Consider the following 24,482-nt stretch of genomic DNA (forward strand, 5'->3'; position numbering starts at 1 on the left):
TCCGGCGATCAGTGCGAGCTGGGCGGCAGCAGCGCGCGGCGCGCCACCAGGATGCCGGGCAGCATCGGCGCCCAGAAGCTCAGGCCACGGAACAGCAGCGTCGCGGACAGCGCCACCGGCAGCGAGACGCCAGCCCAGTGCAGGGTGGTGACTGCGGCCCCCTCGAAGACCCCCAGGCCGCCGGGTGTCACCCCGATACTGCGCAGCACGCTGGCCAGCATGTAGCCGGCGAACACCCCACTCCACGGTGCACCCTCGCCCATGGCGCGCACCAACACCCACAGCGTCGTGCCATCCAGCAGGATGATGCTCAGATCCAGCAGCACTACCCGCGCCAGCAGCCGCGGGTTGCGCGTCAGTCCAGGATCGACCTGGCGAAGCATCGCCAGTCCCCGGCCGATCCAGCTGCGCTCGGCCAGCCGGGGAAGACGCCGCCCTGCCAGCAGCGCAATCCCCAGCGCCACCGCGAGGCTACCCAGCGCGAACAGGGTAGCGGTCACGATCAGCAGGGCGGTGGCATGGCCTTCGACAATCACGATGCCCAGCGCCACCCCGATGGCGAACACATAGGCCAGCAAGTAGGAAGACACGCCGATGACCAGGCAGGAGATCACCACCGGACGCGGAACGGCGAGGCGCTCGAAGGCGGCGGTGACCGCCAGGGCCCCGCTCAGCCCATAGGTGGGCAGCGCCTGGTCGACGAACAGCTTCACCAGCCCCAGCCGGCACGCGCTGCGCAGCGTCAGGATAGCCCCGCCGGCATGCACCACCTGCCGGTAGATCTGCCCCTGCGCCAGATAGGTCAGCGCCTGCAGCAGCAAGGCCAGGGCGAACCAGGCGGGCTGGGCCTCTTGCAGCAGTCGCTTGAGGTCCCTGGCTTCGGACAGGTGCAGGGCCACCGCCACCACGGCCGCGAGGGCGGCGGCGCCAAGCAGCCACGATAGCCAGAGCAGCCGCGGCGGGCGCACGGTGTGCGGCAGGGGTGGCGCCTCTTGATCGCCGCTCAACGCGCCCGGAATGGAGCGCCTCGCCGGGCGCGGTCGAGTGTGCATCAGGGCGCCTCAATCGCTGGAGAACCATTTCCGCCAGCGGCTGCACCACCAAAATGGTCGGCCATGCAGGGCTCAAACCCTGCACGGAGGGACATGCGCTGACGTCTGGTGGACAGGACCGGGCGCGCCCGCTCCGGGGCGGCAGGAACAGCGCCTGGCGCGGTGTCCTCCGCTTCACGATAGTCGATGATGCTCCCGCCAGCCTTGGCGCTGGCGGCGTACCCCGGTTGGCGCACGGCCGTTGGGCGGTTCGGTGCCCGTCAGATGGAGAGGTTGACCACCTTGCCGCCCTGGGTGGCCACGGCCTGGCGGCGACGGTTGACCACCAGTTCGCCGAACTTGATCAGCTGCGCGCGGGTGACGTTGCGGCTGAGGCCGAGCAGGTTGGCGGTGTGCACCTGGTTGTAGTGGCAGAAGCGGTAGGCCGCCCGCAGCAGGGTTTCCTCGACCTTCTCGTGCAGGGCGCCGCTCTGCTCCTCGAACAGCTTGAGGAAGGCACGCTGCAGCAGGCCATCGGCCGACTCGTCCGGCACGGGCTGGCTGTCCTCCTGGCGCTCGATGCGCAGGTTGGACAGGTGCAGGTCGTTGGCGCCGATCAACTGCTCGCGGCAGAGCAGCAGCGTGTGGTGGATGACGTTTTCCAGCTCGCGAATGTTGCCCGGCCAGGAGTAGCCGAGCAGCTTGGCCTCGGCATCCGCACCCAGACGGATGCCGTGGTAGCCCAGGCGCCGGCTGTACTCGGCGATGAAGTGGCGGGCCAGCGGCAGCACGTCGCCCGGACGGTCGCGCAGCGGGCTGAGGTTGAGGCTGACCACGTTGAGCCGGTAGTAGAGATCCTCGCGGAAATGCCCGGCGTTGATCGCCTTCTCCAGCTGCACGTTGGTCGCCGCCAGCACCCGCACGTTGATCGGGATGCTCTTGCGCGAGCCGAGGCGCACCACCTCGCGCTCCTGCAGCACGCGCAGCAGCTTGACCTGGATCGGCATCGGCAGGTCGCCGATCTCGTCGAGGAACAGGGTGCCGCCGTTGGCTTCCTCGAACCAGCCGGCCTTGGCGCTGAGGGCGCCGGTGAAGGCACCCTTCTCGTGGCCGAACAGCTCGGCTTCCACCAGGGTTTCCGAGAAGGCGCCGCAGTTCACCGCGACGAAGGGTCCGCCGCGGCGGACGCTGAGGTTGTGCAGGTGACGGGCGACCAGCTCCTTGCCGGTGCCGGTCTCGCCGATGATCAGCACGCTGGCGTCGCTGGGCGCGACCTGCTGCAGGTGCTCGAGCAGTGCTTGCGACTTGGCATCCTCGAAGACCTGGGCGGTGGCCCGGATCGAGGTGGCAAGGGCGGGGGAGTGCGGCAGGGTCAACAGTTCCATGGCGATCGCTACGAATAGAAGGTGGGAGTGGGCAGTGCCTCGTTCAGCGCCCAGTCGCCGAGTTCGTGGAGCTTGTAGTCCACCGGGTCGTGCAGGGTCTGGGTGCGCAGGTTGCGCCAGTAACGGTCCAGGCGCAGGGCGCCGTGGGTGGCGCGGGCGCCAGTGACCTCGAACAGGCGGCTGGTCAGGTCCAGGCCGCTGCGGGTGGCGGCAACCTTGGCGCTGGCGACGGCCACCGCCAGGCGGCCGCGCTCGTCGGCGCTGAGGTTGTGTTCCTTGCTCCAGGCTTCGTCGAGCAGGCCGTTGGCGCGCTCGACCAGGAGGCGCACGCTCTCCAGACCAACCCAGAACTCGCCGTAGTGACGCAGCACGTAGGGGTCTTCGCCGGCGTGCTCGACGCCGGACTTGAACCACGGCCGGCTCTCCTTGAGTGTGTAGTGGCGCGCCTCGGCGAAGGCGCCCTCGGCGATGCCGAGGAACAGGTTGGCGAAGGTGAGCTGGGCGATCAGCGGGCGCAGACAGGCGAACGGTGTGCTCAGCGGCCCCGGCTCGAGCAGCAGCTCGCTCTCCTCGACGCGCACGCGCTCGAAGGTGACGCTGCCGCTGTCGGTCTGCCGCTGGCCCATGTTGTCCCAGTCGCCGTGCAGGGTGATGCCGCTGCGCCCGCTGGGAATGGCGGCGATCAGCAGCTTGCCGCTGGTGGATTCGTCGAGCGCCGAGGCGATCAGCATTTCCGAGTCGGCCGAGCCGGAACAGAAGCTCTTGCGCCCGGAGAACTCGCGCCAGCCATCGAGCTTCTTCGACAGGGTGCGGGTGTCCAGCGGGTTCAGGGCGTTGCCCCAGAACCAGTGGTTGCGTGCGGTCAGCTCGAACCAGGGTTGCCACTGGTCCGGGCGGGAAAACAGGCGCACGGTGGCCAGCATCAGGTGCTGGAAGCCATAGACGTGGGCGATCGAGCTGTCGACCCGAGCGAATTCGCGGACGACCTCGAAGGTCTCGCTCCAGCTGGCGCCCAGGCCGCCGTACTGGCGTGGAATGCTCAGGGCCAGCAGGCCGCTGCGCCGCAGGGTATCGCGCTGGGCCTTCGGCGTGCCGCCGTGCTGGTCGCGCTCGACAGCGGTTTCGGCGAACGCGGCCGCCAGTTGGCGCGCTGTCTGCAGCGGCGACAGCACCTTGGGTTGATGGATAGCGGTCACACGCTGTTCCTCTCGATGGGGGTGAGGGGCCGGTGAAAGAGGCGCCGGAGCGCGGCAATCCCGTCCCGGACGCGAACTCAGGCGCTCTTGCGCAGGTCGCCGGCCGCCGCGCCGAGCGCCGGCAGGGCGCGTTCGATGGCCAGGCGCACGCGTGCTTGCAGCGCATCGCTGCTGATCTGGTAGTTGCTGAAGTCGGCCTCCGCGGCGTACACGCCGAGCGGTAGGGTGAGCGACTGGAAGAAGCTGAACAGCGGGCGCAGCTGGTGGTCGATCACCAGCGCGTGGCGGTCGCTGCCGCCGGTGGCGGCGAGCAGCACCGGGGTGTCGATCAGCGCGTCCTGGCCGATCAGGTCGAACAGGTGCTTGAACTGGCCCGGGTAGGAGCCGCGGTAGACCGGCGCGGCGACGATCAGCAGGTCGGCGGACTCGATGGCGCGCAGCTCGTGCTCGACGGTTTCCGGCAGTTCCTTGCGCGACAGCGCGCCACCCAGCGGGCGGGCGATGTCGCCCAGCTCGATGATGCGGCTGTCGATGGGCCGATGGCGGGCGAGTTCGGCCACCAGGGCCTCGGTCAGCACCAGGGTGCGCGAGGGGCGGAAGGTACCGCCGGAGACGGCGACGACTTTCAGGGCAGTGCTCATGGGCTGTGTTCCTTCAAACTGTTGCTTCAGGTCCAGGACTCAGAGCAAACCCCGTGCCATAGGGAAAAGTCCTTTAAAATCAGGCTCATGGCTATATCTGTCGGACCACCCCTGTTGGCAAGGCCGCTTTCTGTTGGACGACTGTTGCTGGAGAGACAGCTGGGCAGCTGTTGCGCCGCCAGCAGACACAAGCCTGGCGTCGCACGCGACTACCCCACGTTGCCCACCTGGTTCTGCAGGTTCGCCTGGCTGACGTTGCTGCCCGCAGGCACGCTGCGCGTCAGCCAGACGTTTCCACCGATGGTGGAGCCGGCGCCGATGGTGATGCGCCCGAGGATGGTGGCCCCGGCGTAGATCACCACGTCGTCTTCAACAATGGGGTGGCGCGGTTGCCCCTTGAGCAACTGGCCGGTGTCGTCGGCTTCGAAGCGCTTGGCGCCGAGGGTGACCGCCTGGTAGATGCGCACCCGGTCGCCGATCACCGCGGTTTCGCCGATCACCACGCCGGTACCGTGGTCGATGAAGAAGCTCTTGCCGATCTGCGCGCCGGGATGGATGTCGATGCCGGTGGCCGAGTGCGCCAGCTCGGCGATGATCCGCGCCAGCAGCGGCAGGCCGGCGTGGTACAGGTGGTGGGCGATGCGGTGGTGGATCACCGCGATGATGCCGGGGTAGCACAGCAGCACCTCGTCGACGCTGCGCGCCGCCGGGTCGCCGCGGAAGGCGGCCATCACGTCGTCGTCCAGCAGGCGGCGCAGCCCCGGCAGGGTCAGGGCGAAGTCCTGCACGATGCGTCGCGCCTGCCGCTCGATCTCCTGGCTAGGCCGCGCGCCGGGGCGGGCGGCATGGCCCAGCTCCAGGCAGACCTGTTGTAGCAGGGCGTTGAGCGCCGCATCGAGGGTGTGGCCGACGTAGAAGTCTTCGCTCTCCTGGCGCAGGTCGGGCGGCCCGAGGCGCATCGGGAACAGCGCGCCGGCCAGTGCCTCGACCACCTCGCCCATGACCTTGCGTGAAGGCAGTTCGCGGCCGCCCGGCTCGCGGGGGCGGCCATGCTGCGCCCGCCATTCGCTGCGGGCGACGCGCAAATCGCCGACGATATTCTCCAGTTGCCAGCCGCTCTGCCGCGTGGCCGCCAGTCTCAAATGCTGATCCGTCATGGATATGTTCCCGAAGTGTCGTCGGTTCCCGCAGCTGCTGGGGAACTCTCTGCTCGTCCGTCGCCGCGGCTCAGTCCTGAAGCTTCAATCCTGCACCCAGGGCAGTCCCCGCAGGCGCCAGCCGCCGCTGTCGCCACGCTGCTGATGCTGGTCGAGGTCGCCCTCGAAGCCTTCCAGCACGTTGAACACCTGAGTGAAGCCGGCGTTGGCAGCCGCGCTGGCGGCGGCGGCCGAGCGCTTGCCGCTGCGGCACAGCAGCACCAGTACCTGGTCGGGTGCGCTCTTGCCCTGCAGCTCGCGCAGGAAGCGCGGGTTCCTGATCATCGCCGGGCCTGTCTGCCAGGCGACATGTTGGCTGTGGGGCACCCGGCCGACGAACTTCAGCTCCTCGGCGGTACGCACGTCGATCAGGCGGGCGGCGCCGGCTTCGACCAGCGCCCAGGCTTCGGGCGGATAGAGGCTGCCGGCGTAGTCCAGCTGGGCCTGCTGGCCGCGCTGGCGGCCACGCTCCAGCAGGTCCTGCGCGCTGAGTGCCTGGGCGGCGGGCAGGTCCAGGGCGGGCAGGGGCTCGAGGGTGGTGTGGGGATCGGTGGCGGACATGATGGGAGTCCTCTAGTGGGCTAGTCGGTCTGGCTGCGGGGTAGCCGATGTCGGCACTGTAGTCGTGTTGTATATTCCTAAAAAATAATTATTTATTGTATTTTTAGTTCTAAAAAGAATATATCTCTGCGAATCCAGTACAGCCATCCGGTTGCCGCTGCTGTTCGTGGCGCCACTGTTGATTCAGTAACAACCGATCGACTGCTTGCTGAGTTGCGCCCAGCCCCGCGCGGTGAGCGTGAAGCCTTCAATTGCTGGCCCCCACGCTTCTGCGCGGAGAGCATGCATCACTCCTGCCACAGGCCGGGCCGCACGTTCTTCTCCGCGGCCACTCGTCGTTGGCCCTTGCCAGCCATGGTGTCGCGCGAAATACTGTATGTAAATACAGTATTTGAGGTGCTGCCATGCCTTCTCCCAACGCCATCCGTCTCGCCCCCGGCGGCCAGCCGCTACCGCTGTACGGTTTCCGCATCCCGGCCGGCTTCCCCAGTCCGGCGCAGGACCATCTGGAGCGGGAGATTTCCCTGGACGAGATCCTCGACATCCGCGCGCCGCACACCTACCTGGTGCGTGCCGCCGGCGACAGCATGCAGGGCGCCGGCATCTTTGACTCCGACCTGATGGTGGTCGACCGCTCCCGCGAGGCGCAGGCGAACGACATCGTGATCGCCGCGCTGAACAGCGAGCCGCTGGTCAAGCGCCTCGCCTACGACGGTCGCCAGGTGGTGCTGCGTGCCGAGAACCCGCGCTATGCGCCGCGCTACATCCTGGAAGGCGACGAGCTGACCATCTGGGGTGTGGTGCGTTTCAGCGTGCGCTGCCATGAGCCGCGTTGAGCCGGCCTTTGCGCTGATTGACTGCAACTCGTTCTACGCGAGTTGCGAGCGGGTGTTCCGCCCCGATCTGGCGCGCACGCCCATCGTGGTGCTGAGCAACAACGACGGCTGCGTGATCGCGCGCAGCGCCGAGGCCAAGCCGTTGGTGAAGATGGGCGAGCCGTACTTCCAGATCCGCAACACGCTGCGTCGCCACGGCATCGTGGCGTTCTCCTCGAACTATGCGCTGTACGGCGACATGAGCCAGCGGGTGATGACCCTGCTCGAGGGCATGGCGCCGGCGCTGGAGGTGTACAGCATCGACGAGGCGTTCGCCGAGCTGACTGGGATGCCCGGCAGCCTGGAGGCGCTGGGCCGGCAGATGCGCGCCACGGTGCAGCGCTGCACGGGCATTCCGGTGGGCGTGGGGATCGCCAGCAGCAAGACGCTGGCGAAGCTGGCCAACCACGCCGCCAAGCGCTGGCAGCGGCAGACCGGCGGGGTGGTGGATCTGCGCGATCCGCAGCGGCGCGACAAGCTGCTGCGCGCGGTGGCGGTGGGCGAGGTGTGGGGCATCGGCCGCAAGCTGACCGAGCACCTGGCGGAGATGGACATCCGCACGGCATGGGATCTGGCCCAGGCCGACCCCTGGACCATCCGCAAGCGCTTCTCGGTGGTGGTGGAGAAAACCGCCCGCGAGCTGCGCGGCACGGCCTGCCTGGGCCTGGACGACGAGCCGGCGGCGAAGCAGGAGATCTGCTGCAGCCGCATGTTCGGCCAGCGCCTGCACGAGCTGGCGCCGATCCGCGAGGCGGTGGCCACCTACGCCGCGCGGGCCTGCGAGAAGCTGCGCGCCCAGGGCTCGCTGTGCAAGAAGGTGCGGGTGAGCATCCGCACCGGCATGTTCAACCCGGCCGAGCCGAAGTTCGCCAAGGGGGTGATCTGCGAGTTGCCGTACCCGACCGACGATACCCGGCTGATCATCCGCGCTGCGACCGAGGGCCTGGAGCTGGTCTATCGCGAGGGCTTTGCCTTCAGCAAGGCCGAGGTGCTGCTGCTCGACCTGCGTCGGCGCGGCGAGTACACGCCCGACCTGTTCGCCACCCACCCGCCCGCCGCGGCCGAGCGGGTGATGGGGGTGATGGATGCGATCAACGCCAGGTGGGGCAGGGGCACCATGCGCCCGGCCAGCGTCCCCACCGCGCCCGATTGGGGCATGCGGCGGGAGCTGATGAGCCAGAGCTTTACGACGCGGATAGACCAGTTGTGGCGGGTGGGGGGATGAGCGGTTGGGGGTCAATCGCTCTCGTAGCCATGCATATCCAGGCCAGCACGCAGATACTCGGCCAGGAACGGGTGGGCGATCAGGTACTCGGCAGTACGATCGTTCCATTGTTCGCGGGCCTGCATGAGCAGTGCATCCCAGTCTTCCAGCGGCGCATCGTCGCGGCCCAGCCACAGAAGGGCGACCACCTCTTGCTGCTGGTCCGGTTCCAGATCGTCAATGATCGACTCGAACTCGTTGAAGTTCTCGTCATCGGCATGATCGGCAAGCGCCTGCAGCGCCCAGTCGTCGCTCGGACTGTTGGGCTCCTGGGGGATAACGACGTCTTCTTTGGCGTGGAAGGCCTGGGCTAATGCAATGAGTCGGGAGATGGTTTCTGGATTGACGTTGATCATGTTCGTGCACCTCATTGCTGGTCCGACATTCCAGTATGGATCGGATTGAGCGGCTTGCCTGACGGGGGCTTGCATGAGTGCGTGAACGGTATAGGCGTGATCTGCGAGTTGCCGTATGCGACGGACGATCTGCAGCGCGTTGTTCGTGCTGCTGGTCTCACCAGACCGCCAATGTTGGCAGCACGACCAGCATGGCGCTGATGACGATCAGCAGCAGGCCGATTTTTTCCCGCTGGGAAACCTGCTCCTTGAGCCAGTGCTGCGACAGCAGCAGGGTGAAGAACACCTCGATCTGGCCCAGGGTCTTCACCAGCCCGACATCTTGCAGGTTGACCGCGGTGAACCAGCACAGCGAGGCGATGGAGCTGGACAGGCTGATGCGAAATACCAGCGAAGGACGTTGCCACAGCTTCACCAGCGTTTGACGGTCGCGCAGGGCCAGCCAGCCGGTCAGCGCCGCGACCTGGATGCTGATGGTCCACACCAGCGCCCAGGCGGCGGTATGCATGAAGGGCAGCGACAGCTGGTGGCAGGCATCGCGTACCCACAGGGTGGTCAGGGCGAAGCACAGGCCGCTGCCCAGCCCCAGCAGCAGGGTCGAGAGATCCAGCGAGCCGGGGGCGCTGCGTCCCTTCATCAACCAGACGGCTGCCGAGCCGACCACTATGCCCAGCCAGCCGAGCGGGCCGAGCAGGGCGCCGAAAAACACCGAGCCGAGTACCGCCGCCAGCAAGGCTTCGCTCTTGGCCAGGCCGACGCCGGCGGCGTAGTTGCGGCGCTGGAAGAGCAGCACCATCAGGGCGGTGGCGAGGATCTGCGCGAAGGCGGCAGCGCTGACGTCGAAGACGAAGCGGCCGCTGAACTGCGGCAGTTCGGCGGGCTCGATGAGGTGCAGCAGCGCCAGGTAGATGACAGCCAGTGGCAAGGCCCAGATGAAGCGCGCGAGGGTCACGCCCAGCGCATTCACATCGCGACTGAGCTGTTTCTGCTGGGCATTGCGCAGCGCCTGGGTAAAGGCGGCGAGCAGGGTGAAGGGGATCCAGAGCATGGGAGAGGCCGGCGTGAAAAGCTGCGCAGGGTCGGACTCTTTCTGTCGGGCGTCAAGTGCGGCGCTGGCAGGCCGGGGGGCCGTAGCGGCCTCCTGGCTGACTCCCCGCTGGACCCCGGCTGACCCAATGACGGTATTGCTCGTCGCTGACCTTCGCCATCCTGCTCGCCGCTTGCCTGTCCAGCGCCTCGGCGCTGGCAAGAGTGGCTGCGTGTCAGGCCTGCAGCGATGCCATGTCGATCACGAAGCGGTATTTCACGTCGCTGTTCAGCATGCGCTCGAAGGCCGCGTTGATGTCCTGGATGCGGATCACCTCGACATCCGAGGTGATGCCGTGCGCGCCGCAGAAATCCAGCAGTTCCTGGGTTTCCGCGATACCGCCGATCAGCGAGCCCGCCACCGACTTGCGCTGCAGCACCAGCGGCGAGGTATCCAGCGCGGGCTCCAGCTCGCCCAGATAGCCGACCAGCACCAGGGTGCCGCCCACCGCCAGGGTCGGCACGTAGGGATTGACGTCGTGTACGTACGGCACGGTGTCGACGATCAGGTCGAACTGCCCGCCGACCGCGGCCATCTGCTGTGCGTCGGTGGACAGCACGATGCGGTCGGCGCCGAGGCGGCGCGCGTCCTGCTCCTTGCCGGGCGAGCGGGTGAACAGGGTGACGTCGGCGCCGAGTGCCTTGGCCAGCTTGAGCGCCATGTGACCCAGCCCGCCCAGGCCGACGACCGCCACCTTGCTGCCCTTGCCCACCTTCCAGTGGCGCAGCGGCGACCAGGTGGTGATGCCGGCGCAGAGCAGCGGCGCGCTCGCGGGCAGGTCCAGGCCGGCTGGCACCTTGAGAACGAACTGCTCGGTGACGACGATCTGCTCGGAATAGCCACCATAGGTCGGTCGCTGGTCGTGACGGTCGAGGGCGTTGTAGGTGACCGTCGGGAACTCCACGCAGTACTGCTCCTGTCCCCGCTCGCAGGCCGCGCAATGCTGGCAGGAGTCGACCATGCAGCCGACGGCGACATGATCGCCCGCCTGGAAGCGGGTCACCTGCGGCCCGACGCTCAGCACCCGGCCGACGATTTCATGGCCCGGCACCACCGGGTAGAGGGTGTTGTTCCAGTCATTGCGGGCGTTATGCAGGTCAGAGTGACAGACGCCGCAGTAGAGGATCTCGATGACCACATCGTCGGCACGCGGCTCGCGACGCTCGAAGCGATAGGGGGCCAGGGCGTCCGTGGCGGACTGTGCGGCGTATCCAAGTACTTTCAGGGTCATGACGTGTCTCCAGTCAGGCGAAGTCCGGCTTGTCGCCGAACCGTAGCCGGCGGCTCAAGGTGGGGGTTGTGCAGTTGGTGGATAGTCGGTCGGGTTCGCGCAGCGAGCGGCGGTGCTGCGGGTGGGCGCGACCCGGGAGGGGGGTGTCCCGGTTAGCCCCTTATCTGGTGTCGGCCAATGTACCGGGTGAGGAGGTAGTTGATTAGCTGCTATGCTTCGCATGGATATATGAGTGGGATTCATTAATGGCGCGCGAAAACTACAACGACCTCCAGGCCTTTCTCGCCGTGGCGCGCGAGGGCAGCTTCACCAAGGCGGCCGGCAAGCTCGGCGTCTCCCAGTCGGCGCTGAGCCACACCATCCGCGGGCTGGAAAGCCGCCTGGGCATCCGTCTGCTGACCCGCACCACGCGCAGCGTGTCGCCGACCGAGGCCGGCGAGCGCCTGCTGGCGACCATCGGGCCGCGCTTCGAGGAGATCGAGGCCGAACTGGCGGCCCTCGGCGAGCTGCGCGACAAGCCGTCCGGCACCATCCGCATCACCAGTGGCGAACACTCGGCTGAAACCATCCTCTGGCCCAAGTTGGCGCCGCTGCTGGCGGAGTACCCGGACATCAAGGTCGAGATCAATATCGACAACGGCCTGACCGACATAGCCGCCAACCGCTACGACGCCGGCGTGCGCCTCGGCGACCAGGTGGCCAAGGACATGATCGCCGTGCGCATCGCGCCGGACATGCGTACTTCGGTCGTCGCATCGCCGGCCTACTTCGCCCGGCGCCCGCCGCCCATCACGCCCCAGGAGTTGACCGGTCACGACTGCATCAATCTGCGCCTGCCGACCCTGGGCGGCCTGTATGCCTGGGAGTTCGAGAAGGACGGCCACGAGCTGAAGGTGCGCGTCGAGGGGCAGCTGGTGTTCAACTACCTCCAGCCGATCCTCAAGGCGGCGCTGGCCGGCTTTGGCCTGGCGTTCCTGCCCGAGGACGTGGTGTTGACCCACGTCGCCGAGGGGCGGCTGGTGCGGGTGCTTGAGGACTGGTGCCCGGTGTGGCAGGGCTATCACCTGTACTACCCCAGCCGCCGCCAGTCGTCTCGCGCGCTGACATTGTTGATCGACACGCTGCGCTATCGGGGCTGATAGACGGGCGTTACGAGGTCAATCAGCCAGCCTCGATCAGCTTTTCTGCTCGCTCCAGTGTCGTGAACTTGAAACCGTGTCGGTAGCGTTTCCGCAACGTGCGAATTGTGCCCTCAGTGTCGGTGCCTTCTTTCTTTGGAGGCCATGAAGAACTGGCTCTGATCTATAGCGGACTACGCATGGACATGGACTTTTACCGGTGTATTCAGCCCTGAAGCGCCGTCATCAGGACCTGCACCAACTGGCCACCTTCCGGCGTCGCCCAGCTTCCGGCGAGCTCCGCGATCAGCTGATTGGTGGTGGTCAGCGTGACGCCGCCCTTTTCCATCCGGCGCAGGGCGATATCGTCGGCCATTGCGCTTGGCGAACCACCGCCATCGGCGACCACCTGTACTTCATAGCCATCGCGCACCAGGCTCAGCGCCGGATAGACCGTGCAGACGTCATTGGTGACTCCGGCGATGATCAGCTTCCTGCGCCCGGTCGCCTTGACCGCGGCGGCGAAGCTCTCGTCGTCCATGGCGTTGACGATCCCCATACGCTTGACGCGGGAGGCGAACTCGGCAGGCAGGATCGTTTCCAGCTCGCTGAGCAGCGGACCCTGCGCGTACTCTTCCATGCTGGAAGTCAGTACCACCGGCAGCTTCAGGATGCTTGCTGTCTGGGCGAGCATGAGGGCGTTGCGTTTCAGCTCATCGAACGGAATGGACTTGACCCAGCCCATGGTGCCGACCTGGTGGTCAATCAGCAGCAGGGCGGCATTGTCGGCACTGAATTTCTCGTAACTCATGGAACCTCTCCTGATCGTTGGATGAGGGGCGCTGGCGCCCCGGGTTATGGACCGTCCGGATCGCTCAACGGGGTTGCAGCGTCCCGAACGCCCCCCGCCGGTAGGCTTCAATGGTCTCGGCCAGCGCCTCTGCTGAAGCAAGCGCGAACGGCCCCTGCCAATACACCGGTTGACGAAGCGGCACGCCAGAAAACAGCACGGCCCTGGCATTGCCTTGTTTGGCACACAACGTAACGACCCGATCCTCGCCCTGCGACAGGCTCACCGGCAGCCCTGCCTCGGCGAGCGAGAAGGGCTGGCCGTCGACCCACACCTTGCCGTCGATCGGCATGATGAACGCAGTATGGCCAGTCAGCAGTGGCACGCGGACTTCAGCGCCTGCTTCAAGGGAGATGTCGAGCATGCACACATCGGTGGGCGGGACTAACGGGGAGAGTGCGTCGGCGAAACTGCCCAGCGGCACGCGCACCGTGGCGCCCGGTAACTGCACGACCGGGACGTCCTCTGGAGCGATGTTGAGCGCGAATGGCGGGGCATCCTGCCGCTCGCGTGGCAGGTTGATGAAGATCTGCAGCATGTGCACGGTCTTGCCGGGTTCGGCGGGGACTTCCTCGTGCACCACGCCGCGGCCGGCGGCCGTCCAGTGCAGGCCACCCGGTTGAATCAGGTTGCGGGTACCCAATGAATCGCGATTGTCGATTGCGGTGTCCGAGTCCGGAAACAGATACGACACCGCCGAAAAGCCCGCATGAGGGTGCGGTGGAAAGGGCGGCCCGCTCATCCAGGCATGATCGACGGCGAGGAACGGGTCGATTGGCGCGGCGGCCTCACCTCCGCGCAGGGTGAGTGCGCGGAAGTGGCTGCCGTGACTCATGCGCTGTAGCCGTGCAATGGCATTCATGGCGGTGTTCCTCAGGCGCCTGCGGCCGGGCTCAAGGCCGGGTAATCGATATATCCCTCCGCGCCAGGGGTGTAGAACGTCGCCTTGTCCGGAATGTTGAGGGCGGCGCCTTGACGGAAGCGCTCGGGCAGGTCCGCATTGGCGAGGAAGGCGCTGCCAAACACCACCGCATCCGCCCGGCCAGCGGCCAGCAGGGCTTCGGCAGAGTGTTGATCGAGTCCGCCACCGATCAGGTAGCTGCCGTCGAACAGTGGGCGCAACAACGCGTGGTAGTCGGTGCTGGCACCGAACAGGGCAACGTGCAGGTAGGCGAGATCGAGCCCGCGCAGTTGCTCGACCAGATAGGTGTAGGTCTCCTGCGGGTTGGTATCGACGATGTCGTTGAAGTTCATTTCCGGCGAGATCTTGATGCCCACGCGGTCGCCGCCAATTTCGGCCGCCAGCGCGGCCAGCACCTCAAGGACGAAGCGCGCACGGTTGGCCACCGAGCCGCTGTACTCGTCATCGCGCTGGTTACTGCCGGAGGAGAGGAACTGTTCGGGCAGATACCCCGACGCGGCATGCAACTCGACGCCATCGAACCCGGCTTCCACCGCCAGACGTGCCGCCCGGCGGTAGCCGTCGATGACCGCGGCGATCTCGGTCACGCTTAGCGCATGCGGGGTGACGAAGTCCACAAGGCCCGTCGCCGTCCAGGTCTGGCCTGCCGGCTTGATCGCCGAGGGGGCCTGGGGCAGAGCGCCTTCCGGCAGCAGCGAGGGGTGGGAGATGCGCCCGCAGTGCATCAGCTGCATGAAGATGCGGCCGCCGCGGGCGTGTACCGCGGCGCTGACCTGCTTCCAGGCCGCCACCTGTTCGGTGGTCTCGATGCCCGGGGTGCGTACGTAACCCTTGCCCAGGGCAACAGGAAACACGCCTTCAGTAATGATCAAGCCGGCACTGGCGCGCTGCGCGTAGTAGGTCGGCACCAGCGCGCTCGGTACGCCGGCATCGTCGGCACGGGAGCGCGTCATCGGGGCCATGACCATGCGGTTGGACAAGGTATGGCGACCGACACGGACTTGAGAAAAAAGCGAATTCATTGCGGTGCTCCTCGGTAAGCGGTGTGGCAATCATCGATCAATCCGAATACGGGATAAACCAGGTAAAATTGAAATGACTGATCCGCTGATGGAGCAATTGGATTGGAATTGTTGAACGATATGGCGCTGTTCGTCGAGGTCGTGAAGGCGCGCAGTTTTCGCCGTGCGGCGGAGGCGATGGGGATGCCGAACTCGACGCTGTCCCGCCGCATCAGTGGGCTGGAAAAGGCCATCGGCTTACGGCTTTTGCACCGCACCACGCGCAAGATCGAGCTGACCGAGGCTGGACAGCTGTACTTCGAGCGCTGCAGGCGCATCGTCGAAGAGGCCAGGCTCGCGCACGAGCAACTGGGTGAAATGCTCGCCCAGCCCAGCGGCCTGCTGCGCGCCTCGCTGCCCGTGGATTTCGCCACCATCTATCTGGCGCCGCTGATTGCCGAGTTCGCCCGGCGTTATCCGGGGATCAGCTTCGACTTCGACCTCACACCGCGCCAGGTCGACCTGGTGAGCGAGCCGGTCGATGTCGTCATTCGCATGGGGGAGCCTGCGAATTCGCAGCTGATCGCCCGCAAGCTCACCAGCCTGCGCCGCTGTCTGTACGCTTCGCCCCGCTATCTCGAGCTTTTTGGCGAGCCAGGTCATCCGGCCGACCTGGCGCGGTACGAATGTCTGCGTCTGCGTACAGCCAGGGCGGACAGCTGGACGCTGTCCAGGTACAGCGAGCGGGTCGAGGTCGAGGTGAGCGGGCGCTTCCAACTCAACAGCGTCGGCATGATCCGGCGCCTGGCGAGCCTCGATCTGGGCATCGCCGTGCTGGCGGAAGGCATCGCGGCGGACGACCTCGCCAGCGGGAAGCTGCGGCGCGTGCTGCCCGAGTGGTACGCCCAGCCCATCCCGGTCTATGCCCTCACCGAGACACGGCTACTGCCGGCGAAGACCCAGCGGTTCATCGAGTTCCTGCGCGAGCAACTCGCGGATGCCTGACGCCGCCCCTCGAAATGCTCCACGCCGAGCTGCTCCGGGCGCGGGCAAGTTCAGCGACCGGGTTCAGCGGCGATGGTGATAGCCGCGGTAGCGGTAGTCCCGGTAGTAGCGGTGGTATGGCTGGGAATGCCAATGCCGGGGGTAGTAGCGCGGCTGGTAGTAGTAGGGCGGCGGGCCGCGGTAATCGTAGTAGTGCGGTGGGTAGTAGTAATAAGGCTGGTAGATCGGCGGCGGGCCGAAATAGATGCTCAACGGCGGCGAGTAGATCTCGACGCTGGGGTAGCCGATGCGGATGTCCACATCATGGTCGGAAGCCTCGACGGGCCGCGGGTTGCTCAAGGCCAGGCAGGCAAGCAGAGCAGTGACAAGGGAAAGGTGCGCAAGCATGGTCGAACCCCCTCGGATGCCGGATATCGCCGGTCACTTCGTTGGACCATGCCCTGAGGGGAAAATCCTGGCGTGCCGATGGACGGCGGGCAGGGTTCGGTCCGCGTGCGTAACTGCACCGGCCTGATCACCGCGCCCGGTGCCGGCTATTTCAGGCTGAGGATCCACTGCACGAGTTGACTGGCCTCCGACTGGGTAACCCGGGGCCGGCTGCCTGGGGTCGGCATCTTCGTGGTGCCCCAGTGGTAGCCGCCGTAAGTGGGCGACCCCCACATGACCGTGCTGACCAGGCGGTCCTCGACCTTGGCCTGCCCGCGGTACTTGTGGGCAATGCTCTTGAAGGACGGCGCCTGCGAGATGGACTCCAGCGAGTGACAGCTCAGGCACTCCTTCTGCGTCGCCAGCTCAAGGGCTGCATCAGCCAGCGTCGAGCTGGAAGCAAGCAAGGCAACGGCGGCGACAACCAGCGAACCCTTCATGTTTTTCTCCTGCTTCCTCGGTAGCGCAAAGGCTGCCACGCAGTCCTGCGCAGACTGTCCTGCAAGCAGTGTAGCCGCCAGGATGCGACCATCCTTGCCAGCGGGATGAATCGCCCCCACTTCTATAGCTACTTTGGATTCATGGGCGCGTGTGCTGCGGCTCAGAACGAGGCGATGATGCGCCCGAGCACTTCCATGGCACGCTCGCTCTGCGCGTCCCACGGGTGGCCGTAGTTGAGCCGCGCACAGTTGCCGAAGCGCCGGGTGGCCGAGAAGATCGGCCCCGGCGCCAGGCTGATGCCCTGGGCGAGGGCGAGCTGGAACAGCTGCAGCGAGTCGACCTGCTCGGGGAACTCGAACCACAGGAAATAGCCGCCGCCCGGCCGGGTCACCCGCGTGCTGGCCGGGAAGTGCCGCGCCGCTGAGGCGAGCATCGACGCCTGCTGGCTCTCCAGCGCATGGCGCAGCTTGCGCAGGTGGCGGTCGTAGCCGCCGTGCTGCAGGTAGTCGGCGATGGCCGCCTGCGCCGGCACCGACGGCGAGATGGTGGTCATCAGCTTGAGGCGACGGATCTGCTCGGCGTAGCGCCCGCCGGCCACCCAGCCGACCCGGTAGCCCGGCGCCAGGCACTTGGAGAACGAGCCGCAGTGCATCACCAGGCCCTCGCGGTCGAAGCTCTTCACCGGCTTGGGCGGCTGGCTGCCGAAGTACAGCTCGGCATACACGTCGTCCTCGATCAGCGGCACCTGGTGGCGCTGCAGCAGCGCGTACAGCGCGCGCTTCTTGTCATCGTCCATGCTGGCGCCCAGCGGGTTCTGCAGGCTGCTCATGAACCAGCAGGCCTTGATCGGCAGTTGCCTGAGGCTGTCTTCCAGGCTGGCCAGGTCGATGCCCTCGCGCGGGTGCACAGGGATCTCCACCGCCTTGAGTTCCAGGCGTTCGAGCACCTGCAGGGTGGCGTAGAACGCCGGCGCCTCGATGGCCACCAGGTCGCCGGGGCGGGTGACGCACTGCAGGCACAGGTTGAGCGCCTCCATGGCGCCGGTGGTGATCACCAGCTCCTCCAGCGGCAGCATCACCCCGCTGACCATGTAGCGCAGGGCGATCTGCCGGCGCAGGTCGGCGTTGCCCTCGGTCATGTCGGCGATCACCGCGTGCGGCGACAGCTCGCGCACGGCATGGCTCATGGAACGCGCCAGGCGGGCGAGGGGGAACAGGTCGGGGCTGGGGAAGGCCGAGCCGAACGGCACGGTATCCGGGTCCTTCAGCGAGCCGAGCACCGAGAACACCAGCTCGCTGACGTCGACCACGCTGGTCTGCGCCGCCCGCGCGCTGATCCCCGGTTCGGGCAGCCCGCGCTGCGCCAGCTCGCGGACGAAGTAGCCCGAGCGCGGCTGGGCGAGGATCAGACCGCGGCTTTCCAGCAGGTAGTAGGCCTGGAACACCGTCGACGGGCTGACCCCGTAGGTGCGGCTGGCGTGGCGCACCGAGGGGACTTTCTGCCCGGGAGCCAGCACGCCGGTGCGGATCAGCTCGGCGATTTCCTCGGCAAACTTCTCGTAGCGCTTCATCTTGTCCGGGTTGAGCGGGGTGGATGGATGGCAGTCTATCGAGTTCCGGCTGTGCATGGCGTGGGCGTTTTCCTGGGCGATCAGCGATTGAGGGGCGACACGAAGGTGCTCTTGGCGGTGACGCGCACCTCGGGCTGGTCCAGGTCCGCCACTGCGAAGCGCAGCGGGGTTGCGCTGTCGCTGGCGCGCTCGGCGGTCAGCGCCACGCTCACCGCGACGTCGAGGATCTCGCCGGGCGCCAGCTGCAGTTCGTGCGCGCCCTGCAGCACGAACGGCCCGGCATCGACCAGGGAGACGGCGTAGCGATGTGGCTGCTGGGTCTTGTTGATCACCTTGAGGCGGTAGATGTTCTCCACTTGGCCGAGGCTGTTCTCGCGGAACAGGCCGCGGTCCTTCGTCACGTCCAGTTGCACCATCGGACGCACGTTCAGCGCCCAGCCGAAGGCGCCGAACATCAGCAGCAATGCGGCGGCGTAGCCGACCAGACGCGGGCGTAGCCAGCGGGTCTTGCCGCCGGCCAGCTCGCGCTCGGAGGTGTAGCGCACCAGGCCGCGGTCGTAGCCCATCTTGTCCATGATGCTGTCGCAGGCGTCGATGCAGGCGCCGCAGCCGATGCATTCCAGCTGCAGGCCGTCGCGGATGTCGATGCCGGTCGGGCAGACCTGCACGCACAGGGTGCAGTCGATGCAGTCGCCGAGGCCGGCAGCCCGGTGGTCGACTTCCTTCCGGCGCGGGCCACGGCTTTCGCCGCGCGCGCTGTCGTAGGACACGGTCAGGGTGTCGGCGTCGAACATCACGCTCTGGAAGCGCGAGTAGGGGCACATGTCGCGGCACACCTTCTCGCGCAGCCAGCCGGCGTTGCCGTAGGTGGCGGCGGTGAAGAAGAACACCCAGAAGGCGGTGGTCGAATCCAGTTGCAGGGTGAACAGGTCGTGCACCAGCGCGCGGATCGGCGTGAAGTAGCCGACGAAGGCCAGCGCAGTGACCAGGCTCACCGCCAGCCACAGGCCGTGCTTGGCGCTGCGGCGCAGCAGCTTGGCGGCCGACCAGGGCGCCGCGTCCAGCTTGATGCGCTGCTGGCGGTCGCCCTCGGTGACCTTCTCCACCCACATGAACACCCAGGTCCACACGCTTTGCGGGCAGGTGTAGCCACACCAGATGCGGCCGGCGGCCACGGTGATGGCGAACAGGCCGAAGGCGCAGATGATCAGCAGCGCCGAGAGGAGGATGAAGTCCTGCGGCCAGAAGGTGGCGCCGAAGATGTAGAACTGGTGCTCGGCCAGATCCCACAGCACGGCCTGTCGACCACCCCAGTTCAGCCAGGCGGTGCCGAAGAACAGCAGGAACAGTGCTCCGGCGCCATACAGGCGCAGGTTGCGGAACAGCCCGGTGAAACTGCGGGTATGAATGGCGCCGCCGGCTTGCGCAGGCGTCAGGCGTGTCGGCCGCGGCTCGATCGTCTCGACGATCTGCGCGGGAATGCGTTCGCTCATGGGGATAGCTCCATCGGGCCTACAAAAGATGGGGGCAATGATCGGCGCATGGCTGCGGGGGAAACAGACTCAGATCCGTCGATAAAAAGCGGATCAGATTGCCGGCATCCGGCGTGGGGCGGCGCTCGACCAGGGGCACGCCGGTGTTCTGATATGGTTTTTTTAGCGGGATCTGCCGCTGTTTTTGCCTGTTGCCGCTGGGCATAGTCGCCGCCCTGATTGCCCGCTGCCGCGAGGGCGCGGGCCGGACGAGGTGGCCCATGTACCAATACGACGAATACGACCGCGCCCTGGTGCTCGAGCGCGTCGCGCAGTTCCGCGACCAGATCGAGCGCCGCCTGAGTGGCGAGCTGAGCGAGGAAGAGTTCCTGCCGCTGCGCCTGCAGAACGGCCTGTACCTGCAGAAGCAGGCCTACATGCTGCGTGTGGCCATCCCCTACGGCACGCTGTCGAGCGTCCAGATGCGCACCCTGGCGCACATCGCCCGCCATTACGACCGCGACTACGGCCACTTCACCACCCGGCAGAACATCCAGTTCAACTGGATCGCGCTGGAGCAGGTCGGCGACATCCTCGAACGCCTGGCCGAGGTGGAGATGCACGCCATCCAGACCTCCGGCAACTGCGTGCGCAACATCACCACCGAGGCGTTCGCCGGGGTGGCGGCCGACGAGCTGCTCGACCCGCGGCCGCTGGCCGAGATCCTCCGCCAGTGGTCGACGGTCAACCCGGAATTCCTCTACCTGCCGCGCAAGTTCAAGATCGCCCTGTGCTCGGCCGAGCAGGACCGCGCGGCGATCATGATGCACGACATCGGCCTCTACCTTTACCGCGACGATGCCGGCGAGCTGCTGCTGCGGGTGATGGTCGGCGGCGGCCTGGGGCGCACGCCGATCCTCGCCCAGCAGGTGCGCGAGGCGCTGCCCTGGCGGCACCTGCTGTCCTACGTCGAGGCCATCCTGCGGGTGTTCAACCGCCATGGCCGGCGCGACAACAAGTACAAGGCGCGCATCAAGATCCTGGTCAAGGCGCTGGGCGTCGATGTCTTCGCCCGCGAGGTGGAGGAGGAGTGGCAGCACATCAAGGACGGCCCGGCCGAGCTGACCGAGGCGGAATACCAGCGGGTAGCGGCGTTCTTCGCGCCGCCAGCCTATGCGCAGTTGCCCGACACCGACCTCGACTACGGCAGCGCGCTGGCCTGCGATCCTGAGTTTGCCCGCTGGGCGGCGCGCAACCTGCGGGCGCACAAGGTGCCGGGCTACGCCTCGGTGGTGCTGTCGACCAAACCCGGCGCAGACGCGCCGCCGGGCGACGTGACCTCGGCGCAGATGGAAGGCATCGCCGAGCTGGCCGAGCGCTACGGCTTCGGCGAGATCCGCATCGCCCACGAACAGAACGTGGTGCTGCCCGACGTGCGCAAGGCCGACCTCTACGCCCTATGGCAGCGCGCCTGCGAGCTGGGCCTGGCCACGCCGAACATCGGCCTGCTCACCGACATCATCGCCTGCCCCGGCGGCGACTACTGCTCGCTGGCCAACGCCAAGTCGATCCCCATCGCCCAAGCCATCCAGGAGCGTTTCGCCGATCTCGACCACCTGCACGATCTGGGCGAGCTGAGCCTGAACATCTCCGGCTGCATGAACGCCTGCGCCCACCACCACATCGGCAACATCGGCATCCTCGGCGTCGACAAGAACGGAAGCGAGTGGTACCAGGTGACCATCGGTGGCGCCCAGGGCAAGGCCAGCGCACTGGGCAAGGTGATCGGCCCGGCGTTCGGCGCCGAGCAGATTCCCGAGGTCATCGAGCGGCTGGTCGACACCTTCATCGCCTACCGCGAGGGCGACGAGCCCTTCGTCGACACCGTGCAGCGCATCGGCCTGGAGCCGTTCAAGGAGCGGGTCTACCGTCAGGAGGTGCCGGCATGAACAACCTGATCAAGCTGGGCGAGGGCGGCGCACGTCTGGTCGCCGACGATCCGTGGAGCTGGGTGCGCGAGCCGGCCGATCCATTGCCGGAAGGCCCGCTGCTGCTGCCCCTGGCGCTGTGGCGGCAGCGGCAGAGCGCGGCGGTACTCGCCGGTGAGGCCGCCAGCCGCGACGGCCTCTGGCTGGCTCCCGACGACGAGCCGGAGCAACTGGCGCCCTGGCTGGCCGGTCTGCCGCTGATCGCCCTGGAATTCCCCAGTTTTCGCGACGGCCGTGCCTACAGCCAGGCCTACCTGCTGCGTACCCGCCTGGGCTGGCAGGGCGAGCTGCGCGCGGTGGGCGATGTGCTGCGCGACCAGCTCAGCCACATGCGCCGATGCGGCTTCGACGCCTTCGCCGTGCGCGAGGACAAGTCGGTTGCCGACGCGCTCAAGGGCCTGCAGGGCATCAGCGTGCTGTACGGACGCTCGGTGCTGGAGCCACGGCCGCTGTTCCGCCGGCGCCTTGGGGCGGACAAGGAGGAGTAGGGCGGCGACCGTGCGCGGTTGGTGCATGCTCCTGGTATTACAGCTGGCGGGCGCCGCCAGCTGTTCTGGCCAGTGAGCGTCCTGAGGCGAGGCTGCCGATTAGAAAGCGGCCCACATTGCTTCGCGGGGCTCGGCTTCGCTGTATCTGGATGCGGATGGAAGGACGCTACGCGCAGCGGTTTCGCTCTGCCGCTCCTCGCGATAGGCCGGGGCATTGGTCTTGAACGAGGCGACCCGCTGCTTCATCTGGCCGGCCTGGCTTTCCAGGGCGGCGACGGCAGCGCGGGATTGTTCGACCAGGGCGGCGTTCTGCTGGGTGGTGCTGTCCAGCTGATTGATCGCGGTATTGATCTGGCCGATGCCGGCGCTCTGTTCGCGGGTAGCGCAGGCGATCTCCTGCATCAGGCCGGAAAGCTGGCCGATCGAGACCACGGTTTCGCGAATGGTCTGGCCGCTGTGTTCGGCCTGGCGCACACCATGGCTGATCTTGCTGCTCGTTGCTTCGATCAGGTCGCGGATCTCGCTGGCCGAGGCGGCACTGCGACTGGCCAGGCTACGCACTTCGGCGGCGACCACGGCGAAGCCGCGGCCCTGCTCGCCGGCGCGCGCGGCCTCGACCGAGGCGTTGAGGGCGAGAATGTTGGTCTGGAAGGCGATCGAATCGATGACCGTGATGATGTCGTTGATTCTTTGCGAGCTGGCGGCGATTTCCTGCATCAGGGCGATGCTCTGTTCGACGTCCTGGCCGCCACTTTGCGCCGTGCGGGCGGCCGATGACGCCAGGCGGTTGGCCTGCTCGGTGGATTCGCTGTTCTGCTGCACCAGCGCGGTGATCTGCTCCATGCTGGAGGCGGTCTGCTGCAGGGCGGCTACCTGCTCGTCGGTGCGGGAAGACAGCTCCTGGCTGCCGAGGAAGACCTCGTGGGCACCGGTGAAGACCTGCTCGCTGCTGTCGTGCAGGGAATCCACCAGCGCCGACAGCTTCTGATTGGTTTCGCCCATGGCCTCGAGCAGCAGGCCGGTTTCGTCGTGGGGGTTGCCGAAGATGTCCTGGGTCAGGTCGCCGTCGGCGACGCGGCGGGTCGCCTCCAGTGCGCTGCGCAGCGGAGCGCAGATGCTGCGGGTGATGCGCACGGCCATGATCGCGGCGATCAGCAGGGCCAGCGCGGAGAATGCCAGCAGGCCGATCAGGGCGTTGCGGTGTTGCCGGGCGATCTGTTCGCCCGCGCCATCGACCAGCTTCACGGCCGCCTGGTCGATGCCTGCCGCCAGTTTGTCCAGTTGCTGGATCTCGTCATTGAACTGGCCGAAGACCATGTCGGCAATCGACGGGTCGGTAATTTCGCCCGCCTCGATCCGGCCGTATACGCTAGCGAAGCCGTTGCTGTAGGCGTCCAGCAAGGTGCTCGACTGCAAGTAGAGTTCGCGCAATTCGGCATTCGGGGCCAGTGCGGCACCTGCTTTCAGGGTTTCGGCGAGCGCCTGCTGGCTGGTATCCCAGTGCTGCTTGTGGGTGTGCACGGCTTGCAGGTTGTTGACGTTGAGGAAGATGTCCTTTTCGGCACGCCGTCCTTCGAGGGACAGGCGACGGACTTCAGCGGCATTGCTGGAGAGGGCGACATCGACGCGGAGCATTTCGTTGGCGGTGCGCTTCTGCGCCGCTAGGCCCTGCAATCCAACCCCGGTAGCGGCGGCGAGCAGCAGCGCGATGGAGCCAAAGGCAATGCCGAGGCGGGGACCAATTTTCAGGCGGGATAGCATCCAGAGTTCCACAGTCAACCAAATGATGGCGTATTGATATCATCTGGTCGTTGCGGTTTAGTGACGGCGGGCTGCTCCGGGTGCGAGGGTCAACGTCTTGCGTCTGCTCGGCGGCGGCCTGCCGGTGCCGGACTGGGAGCCGGGGGCGTCAGGCCCGCGAGTCAATGCCGCCGAGGCTGCCGCGGCGGGCCTGGCCGTCAGGGCCGTAGAGTCCCTTGCCGGCGGCTTCGTGGAGGAAGTTGAGCATGCGCTGGTTGTGCTCGAGGCGATTGCGGATGCTCGCGCCGTTGAGGCGGTTGAGCTGCTGGGCGCGGCCGGCCTGTTCGAGCAGTTGCTGCCAGGTCGCCAGGCAGCCGGCATCTTCGGCCGCACGGGTCGCCCCCGCGCGCTCCTCGCCATAGCCGAGGCGCCGCTGGGCATACTGGCGCTGGGTTTCCAGCTGCTCGATCTCGTCCAGCAGGGCCTGCTTGTCGTTCGCCAGTGCGCTCAGGCGCTGACCGTCGACCCGGCCTGCACCCAGCTGCTGGGCCTCGGCTTCGAGCAGTTGGATGAAGCGCGCCACGGTGGCGGATTGGCGGGCGAGGTGCTTGGCCAGGCTCATGCGGACTCCGGAGTGG

General features: G+C 67.0%; 24 protein-coding genes. 6 read left to right on the forward strand and 18 right to left on the reverse strand.

All coding sequences use genetic code 11. The features are described from left to right. Positions 1–8 precede the first annotated feature (8 nt). The 6 genes from KRX52_RS05325 to KRX52_RS05350 all read right to left on the reverse strand — a co-directional run bounded on the left by KRX52_RS05325 (position 9) and on the right by KRX52_RS05350 (position 6,010). The gene (locus tag KRX52_RS05325) at positions 9–1,052 is read right to left on the reverse strand and encodes a lysylphosphatidylglycerol synthase transmembrane domain-containing protein (protein WP_217680130.1); all 1,044 of its coding nucleotides are present in this window, start codon (positions 1,050–1,052) and stop codon (positions 9–11) included. 260 nt (positions 1,053–1,312) lie between these two features. Further along, positions 1,313–2,416: a sigma-54 interaction domain-containing protein gene (locus KRX52_RS05330; RefSeq protein WP_217680131.1), complete on the reverse strand. Its 1,104-nt coding sequence runs from the start codon at positions 2,414–2,416 to the stop codon at positions 1,313–1,315. An 8-nt stretch (positions 2,417–2,424) separates the two neighbouring features. Continuing rightward, positions 2,425–3,612, reverse strand: coding sequence for an acyl-CoA dehydrogenase family protein (locus KRX52_RS05335; RefSeq protein WP_217680132.1), 1,188 nt, complete (start codon positions 3,610–3,612; stop codon positions 2,425–2,427). A gap of 77 nt (positions 3,613–3,689) precedes the next feature. Beyond that, the gene (gene msuE / locus KRX52_RS05340) at positions 3,690–4,253 is read right to left on the reverse strand and encodes an FMN reductase (protein ID WP_217680138.1); all 564 of its coding nucleotides are present in this window, start codon (positions 4,251–4,253) and stop codon (positions 3,690–3,692) included. A gap of 209 nt (positions 4,254–4,462) precedes the next feature. Next, positions 4,463–5,410 (reverse strand): serine O-acetyltransferase EpsC, encoded by a 948-nt coding sequence (epsC, locus tag KRX52_RS05345; protein WP_217680140.1) that lies wholly within the window; start codon positions 5,408–5,410, stop codon positions 4,463–4,465. Positions 5,411–5,494: 84 nt separating this feature from the next. After that, on the reverse strand, positions 5,495–6,010 hold the full coding sequence (locus KRX52_RS05350) for a rhodanese-like domain-containing protein (protein WP_217680142.1): 516 nt from the start codon (positions 6,008–6,010) through the stop codon (positions 5,495–5,497). A 404-nt stretch (positions 6,011–6,414) separates the two neighbouring features. Between KRX52_RS05350 and KRX52_RS05355 the strand changes: the two genes are divergently transcribed. Together KRX52_RS05355 and umuC are read left to right on the forward strand one after the other, a co-directional pair. After that, complete coding sequence (locus KRX52_RS05355; RefSeq protein WP_217680144.1) at positions 6,415–6,846, forward strand: LexA family protein; 432 nt, start codon at positions 6,415–6,417, stop codon at positions 6,844–6,846. Further along, on the forward strand, positions 6,833–8,110 hold the full coding sequence (umuC, locus tag KRX52_RS05360; RefSeq protein WP_217680146.1) for a translesion error-prone DNA polymerase V subunit UmuC: 1,278 nt from the start codon (positions 6,833–6,835) through the stop codon (positions 8,108–8,110). The genes KRX52_RS05355 and umuC overlap by 14 nt, the downstream gene beginning before the upstream one ends. A gap of 11 nt (positions 8,111–8,121) precedes the next feature. Here the strand turns inward: umuC and KRX52_RS05365 are convergent, their stop codons facing one another. The 3 genes from KRX52_RS05365 to KRX52_RS05375 all read right to left on the reverse strand — a co-directional run bounded on the left by KRX52_RS05365 (position 8,122) and on the right by KRX52_RS05375 (position 10,823). Further along, positions 8,122–8,505, reverse strand: coding sequence for a DUF3775 domain-containing protein (locus KRX52_RS05365; protein ID WP_217680149.1), 384 nt, complete (start codon positions 8,503–8,505; stop codon positions 8,122–8,124). A gap of 157 nt (positions 8,506–8,662) precedes the next feature. Next, positions 8,663–9,553 (reverse strand): EamA family transporter, encoded by an 891-nt coding sequence (locus tag KRX52_RS05370; RefSeq protein ID WP_217680151.1) that lies wholly within the window; start codon positions 9,551–9,553, stop codon positions 8,663–8,665. 214 nt (positions 9,554–9,767) lie between these two features. Continuing rightward, positions 9,768–10,823: an NAD(P)-dependent alcohol dehydrogenase gene (locus KRX52_RS05375; RefSeq protein ID WP_217680153.1), complete on the reverse strand. Its 1,056-nt coding sequence runs from the start codon at positions 10,821–10,823 to the stop codon at positions 9,768–9,770. A 245-nt stretch (positions 10,824–11,068) separates the two neighbouring features. On the opposite strand from KRX52_RS05375, the gene KRX52_RS05380 reads away from it, so the two are divergent. Then, entirely contained in the window at positions 11,069–11,962 is an 894-nt protein-coding gene (locus tag KRX52_RS05380; RefSeq protein ID WP_217680155.1) for a LysR family transcriptional regulator, read from the forward strand. A 205-nt stretch (positions 11,963–12,167) separates the two neighbouring features. Here the strand turns inward: KRX52_RS05380 and KRX52_RS05385 are convergent, their stop codons facing one another. The 3 genes from KRX52_RS05385 to KRX52_RS05395 all read right to left on the reverse strand — a co-directional run bounded on the left by KRX52_RS05385 (position 12,168) and on the right by KRX52_RS05395 (position 14,735). Further along, on the reverse strand, positions 12,168–12,752 hold the full coding sequence (locus KRX52_RS05385; protein WP_217680160.1) for an isochorismatase family protein: 585 nt from the start codon (positions 12,750–12,752) through the stop codon (positions 12,168–12,170). A gap of 64 nt (positions 12,753–12,816) precedes the next feature. Next, positions 12,817–13,653, reverse strand: a complete 837-nt coding sequence (locus tag KRX52_RS05390; RefSeq protein WP_217680161.1) for a pirin family protein — start codon at positions 13,651–13,653, stop codon at positions 12,817–12,819. A gap of 11 nt (positions 13,654–13,664) precedes the next feature. Beyond that, positions 13,665–14,735: an alkene reductase gene (locus tag KRX52_RS05395; protein WP_217680163.1), complete on the reverse strand. Its 1,071-nt coding sequence runs from the start codon at positions 14,733–14,735 to the stop codon at positions 13,665–13,667. A gap of 102 nt (positions 14,736–14,837) precedes the next feature. On the opposite strand from KRX52_RS05395, the gene KRX52_RS05400 reads away from it, so the two are divergent. Beyond that, positions 14,838–15,719, forward strand: coding sequence for a LysR family transcriptional regulator (locus KRX52_RS05400; RefSeq protein ID WP_217680165.1), 882 nt, complete (start codon positions 14,838–14,840; stop codon positions 15,717–15,719). Between the two features lie 63 nt (positions 15,720–15,782). Here KRX52_RS05400 and KRX52_RS05405 read toward each other — a convergent pair whose 3' ends face one another. The 4 genes from KRX52_RS05405 to ccoG all read right to left on the reverse strand — a co-directional run bounded on the left by KRX52_RS05405 (position 15,783) and on the right by ccoG (position 19,649). After that, positions 15,783–16,106, reverse strand: a complete 324-nt coding sequence (locus tag KRX52_RS05405; RefSeq protein ID WP_217680167.1) for a hypothetical protein — start codon at positions 16,104–16,106, stop codon at positions 15,783–15,785. A 146-nt stretch (positions 16,107–16,252) separates the two neighbouring features. Then, on the reverse strand, positions 16,253–16,585 hold the full coding sequence (locus KRX52_RS05410) for a c-type cytochrome (RefSeq protein ID WP_217680169.1): 333 nt from the start codon (positions 16,583–16,585) through the stop codon (positions 16,253–16,255). 161 nt (positions 16,586–16,746) lie between these two features. Further along, a complete protein-coding gene (mapR, locus tag KRX52_RS05415; RefSeq protein WP_217680265.1) occupies positions 16,747–18,156 on the reverse strand; it encodes a GntR family transcriptional regulator MpaR in 1,410 nt (469 codons plus the stop codon). Positions 18,157–18,236: 80 nt separating this feature from the next. Then, positions 18,237–19,649, reverse strand: coding sequence for a cytochrome c oxidase accessory protein CcoG (ccoG, locus tag KRX52_RS05420; RefSeq protein WP_217680171.1), 1,413 nt, complete (start codon positions 19,647–19,649; stop codon positions 18,237–18,239). Positions 19,650–19,909: 260 nt separating this feature from the next. Between ccoG and KRX52_RS05425 the strand changes: the two genes are divergently transcribed. After that, positions 19,910–21,577 (forward strand): nitrite/sulfite reductase, encoded by a 1,668-nt coding sequence (locus KRX52_RS05425; RefSeq protein WP_217680172.1) that lies wholly within the window; start codon positions 19,910–19,912, stop codon positions 21,575–21,577. Then, complete coding sequence (locus KRX52_RS05430) at positions 21,574–22,104, forward strand: DUF934 domain-containing protein (RefSeq protein WP_217680173.1); 531 nt, start codon at positions 21,574–21,576, stop codon at positions 22,102–22,104. The genes KRX52_RS05425 and KRX52_RS05430 overlap by 4 nt, the downstream gene beginning before the upstream one ends. Positions 22,105–22,203: 99 nt before the next feature. Here KRX52_RS05430 and KRX52_RS05435 read toward each other — a convergent pair whose 3' ends face one another. Both KRX52_RS05435 and KRX52_RS05440 read right to left on the reverse strand, forming a co-directional pair. Then, a complete protein-coding gene (locus tag KRX52_RS05435; protein WP_217680174.1) occupies positions 22,204–23,865 on the reverse strand; it encodes a methyl-accepting chemotaxis protein in 1,662 nt (553 codons plus the stop codon). Between the two features lie 148 nt (positions 23,866–24,013). Beyond that, a complete protein-coding gene (locus KRX52_RS05440) occupies positions 24,014–24,466 on the reverse strand; it encodes a flagella synthesis protein FlgN (RefSeq protein WP_217680175.1) in 453 nt (150 codons plus the stop codon). Positions 24,467–24,482: the final 16 nt, after the last annotated feature.

It is taken from the genome of Geopseudomonas aromaticivorans (assembly GCF_019097855.1).
GTDB classification, from domain to species: domain Bacteria; phylum Pseudomonadota; class Gammaproteobacteria; order Pseudomonadales; family Pseudomonadaceae; genus Geopseudomonas; species Geopseudomonas aromaticivorans.

Excerpts from the sequence above, each read along its gene's own strand:
- KRX52_RS05395 (WP_217680163.1), bottom strand. The coding sequence starts at position 14,735 with ATGAATTCGCTTTTTTCTCAAGTCCGTGTCGGTCGCCATACCTTGTCC.
- mapR (WP_217680265.1), bottom strand. The coding sequence starts at position 18,156 with ATGAAGCGCTACGAGAAGTTTGCCGAGGAAATCGCCGAGCTGATCCGC.
- KRX52_RS05370 (WP_217680151.1), bottom strand. The coding sequence starts at position 9,553 with ATGCTCTGGATCCCCTTCACCCTGCTCGCCGCCTTTACCCAGGCGCTG.
- KRX52_RS05405 (WP_217680167.1), bottom strand. The coding sequence starts at position 16,106 with ATGCTTGCGCACCTTTCCCTTGTCACTGCTCTGCTTGCCTGCCTGGCC.
- epsC (WP_217680140.1), bottom strand. The coding sequence starts at position 5,410 with ATGACGGATCAGCATTTGAGACTGGCGGCCACGCGGCAGAGCGGCTGG.
- KRX52_RS05365 (WP_217680149.1), bottom strand. The coding sequence starts at position 8,505 with ATGATCAACGTCAATCCAGAAACCATCTCCCGACTCATTGCATTAGCC.
- KRX52_RS05390 (WP_217680161.1), bottom strand. The coding sequence starts at position 13,653 with ATGAATGCCATTGCACGGCTACAGCGCATGAGTCACGGCAGCCACTTC.
- KRX52_RS05410 (WP_217680169.1), bottom strand. The coding sequence starts at position 16,585 with ATGAAGGGTTCGCTGGTTGTCGCCGCCGTTGCCTTGCTTGCTTCCAGC.
- KRX52_RS05440 (WP_217680175.1), bottom strand. The coding sequence starts at position 24,466 with ATGAGCCTGGCCAAGCACCTCGCCCGCCAATCCGCCACCGTGGCGCGC.
- KRX52_RS05385 (WP_217680160.1), bottom strand. The coding sequence starts at position 12,752 with ATGAGTTACGAGAAATTCAGTGCCGACAATGCCGCCCTGCTGCTGATT.
- umuC (WP_217680146.1), top strand. The coding sequence starts at position 6,833 with ATGAGCCGCGTTGAGCCGGCCTTTGCGCTGATTGACTGCAACTCGTTC.
- KRX52_RS05375 (WP_217680153.1), bottom strand. The coding sequence starts at position 10,823 with ATGACCCTGAAAGTACTTGGATACGCCGCACAGTCCGCCACGGACGCC.
- KRX52_RS05430 (WP_217680173.1), top strand. The coding sequence starts at position 21,574 with ATGAACAACCTGATCAAGCTGGGCGAGGGCGGCGCACGTCTGGTCGCC.
- KRX52_RS05435 (WP_217680174.1), bottom strand. The coding sequence starts at position 23,865 with ATGCTATCCCGCCTGAAAATTGGTCCCCGCCTCGGCATTGCCTTTGGC.
- KRX52_RS05380 (WP_217680155.1), top strand. The coding sequence starts at position 11,069 with ATGGCGCGCGAAAACTACAACGACCTCCAGGCCTTTCTCGCCGTGGCG.
- KRX52_RS05350 (WP_217680142.1), bottom strand. The coding sequence starts at position 6,010 with ATGTCCGCCACCGATCCCCACACCACCCTCGAGCCCCTGCCCGCCCTG.
- ccoG (WP_217680171.1), bottom strand. The coding sequence starts at position 19,649 with ATGAGCGAACGCATTCCCGCGCAGATCGTCGAGACGATCGAGCCGCGG.
- KRX52_RS05425 (WP_217680172.1), top strand. The coding sequence starts at position 19,910 with ATGTACCAATACGACGAATACGACCGCGCCCTGGTGCTCGAGCGCGTC.
- KRX52_RS05330 (WP_217680131.1), bottom strand. The coding sequence starts at position 2,416 with ATGGAACTGTTGACCCTGCCGCACTCCCCCGCCCTTGCCACCTCGATC.
- KRX52_RS05325 (WP_217680130.1), bottom strand. The coding sequence starts at position 1,052 with ATGCACACTCGACCGCGCCCGGCGAGGCGCTCCATTCCGGGCGCGTTG.
- KRX52_RS05355 (WP_217680144.1), top strand. The coding sequence starts at position 6,415 with ATGCCTTCTCCCAACGCCATCCGTCTCGCCCCCGGCGGCCAGCCGCTA.
- msuE (WP_217680138.1), bottom strand. The coding sequence starts at position 4,253 with ATGAGCACTGCCCTGAAAGTCGTCGCCGTCTCCGGCGGTACCTTCCGC.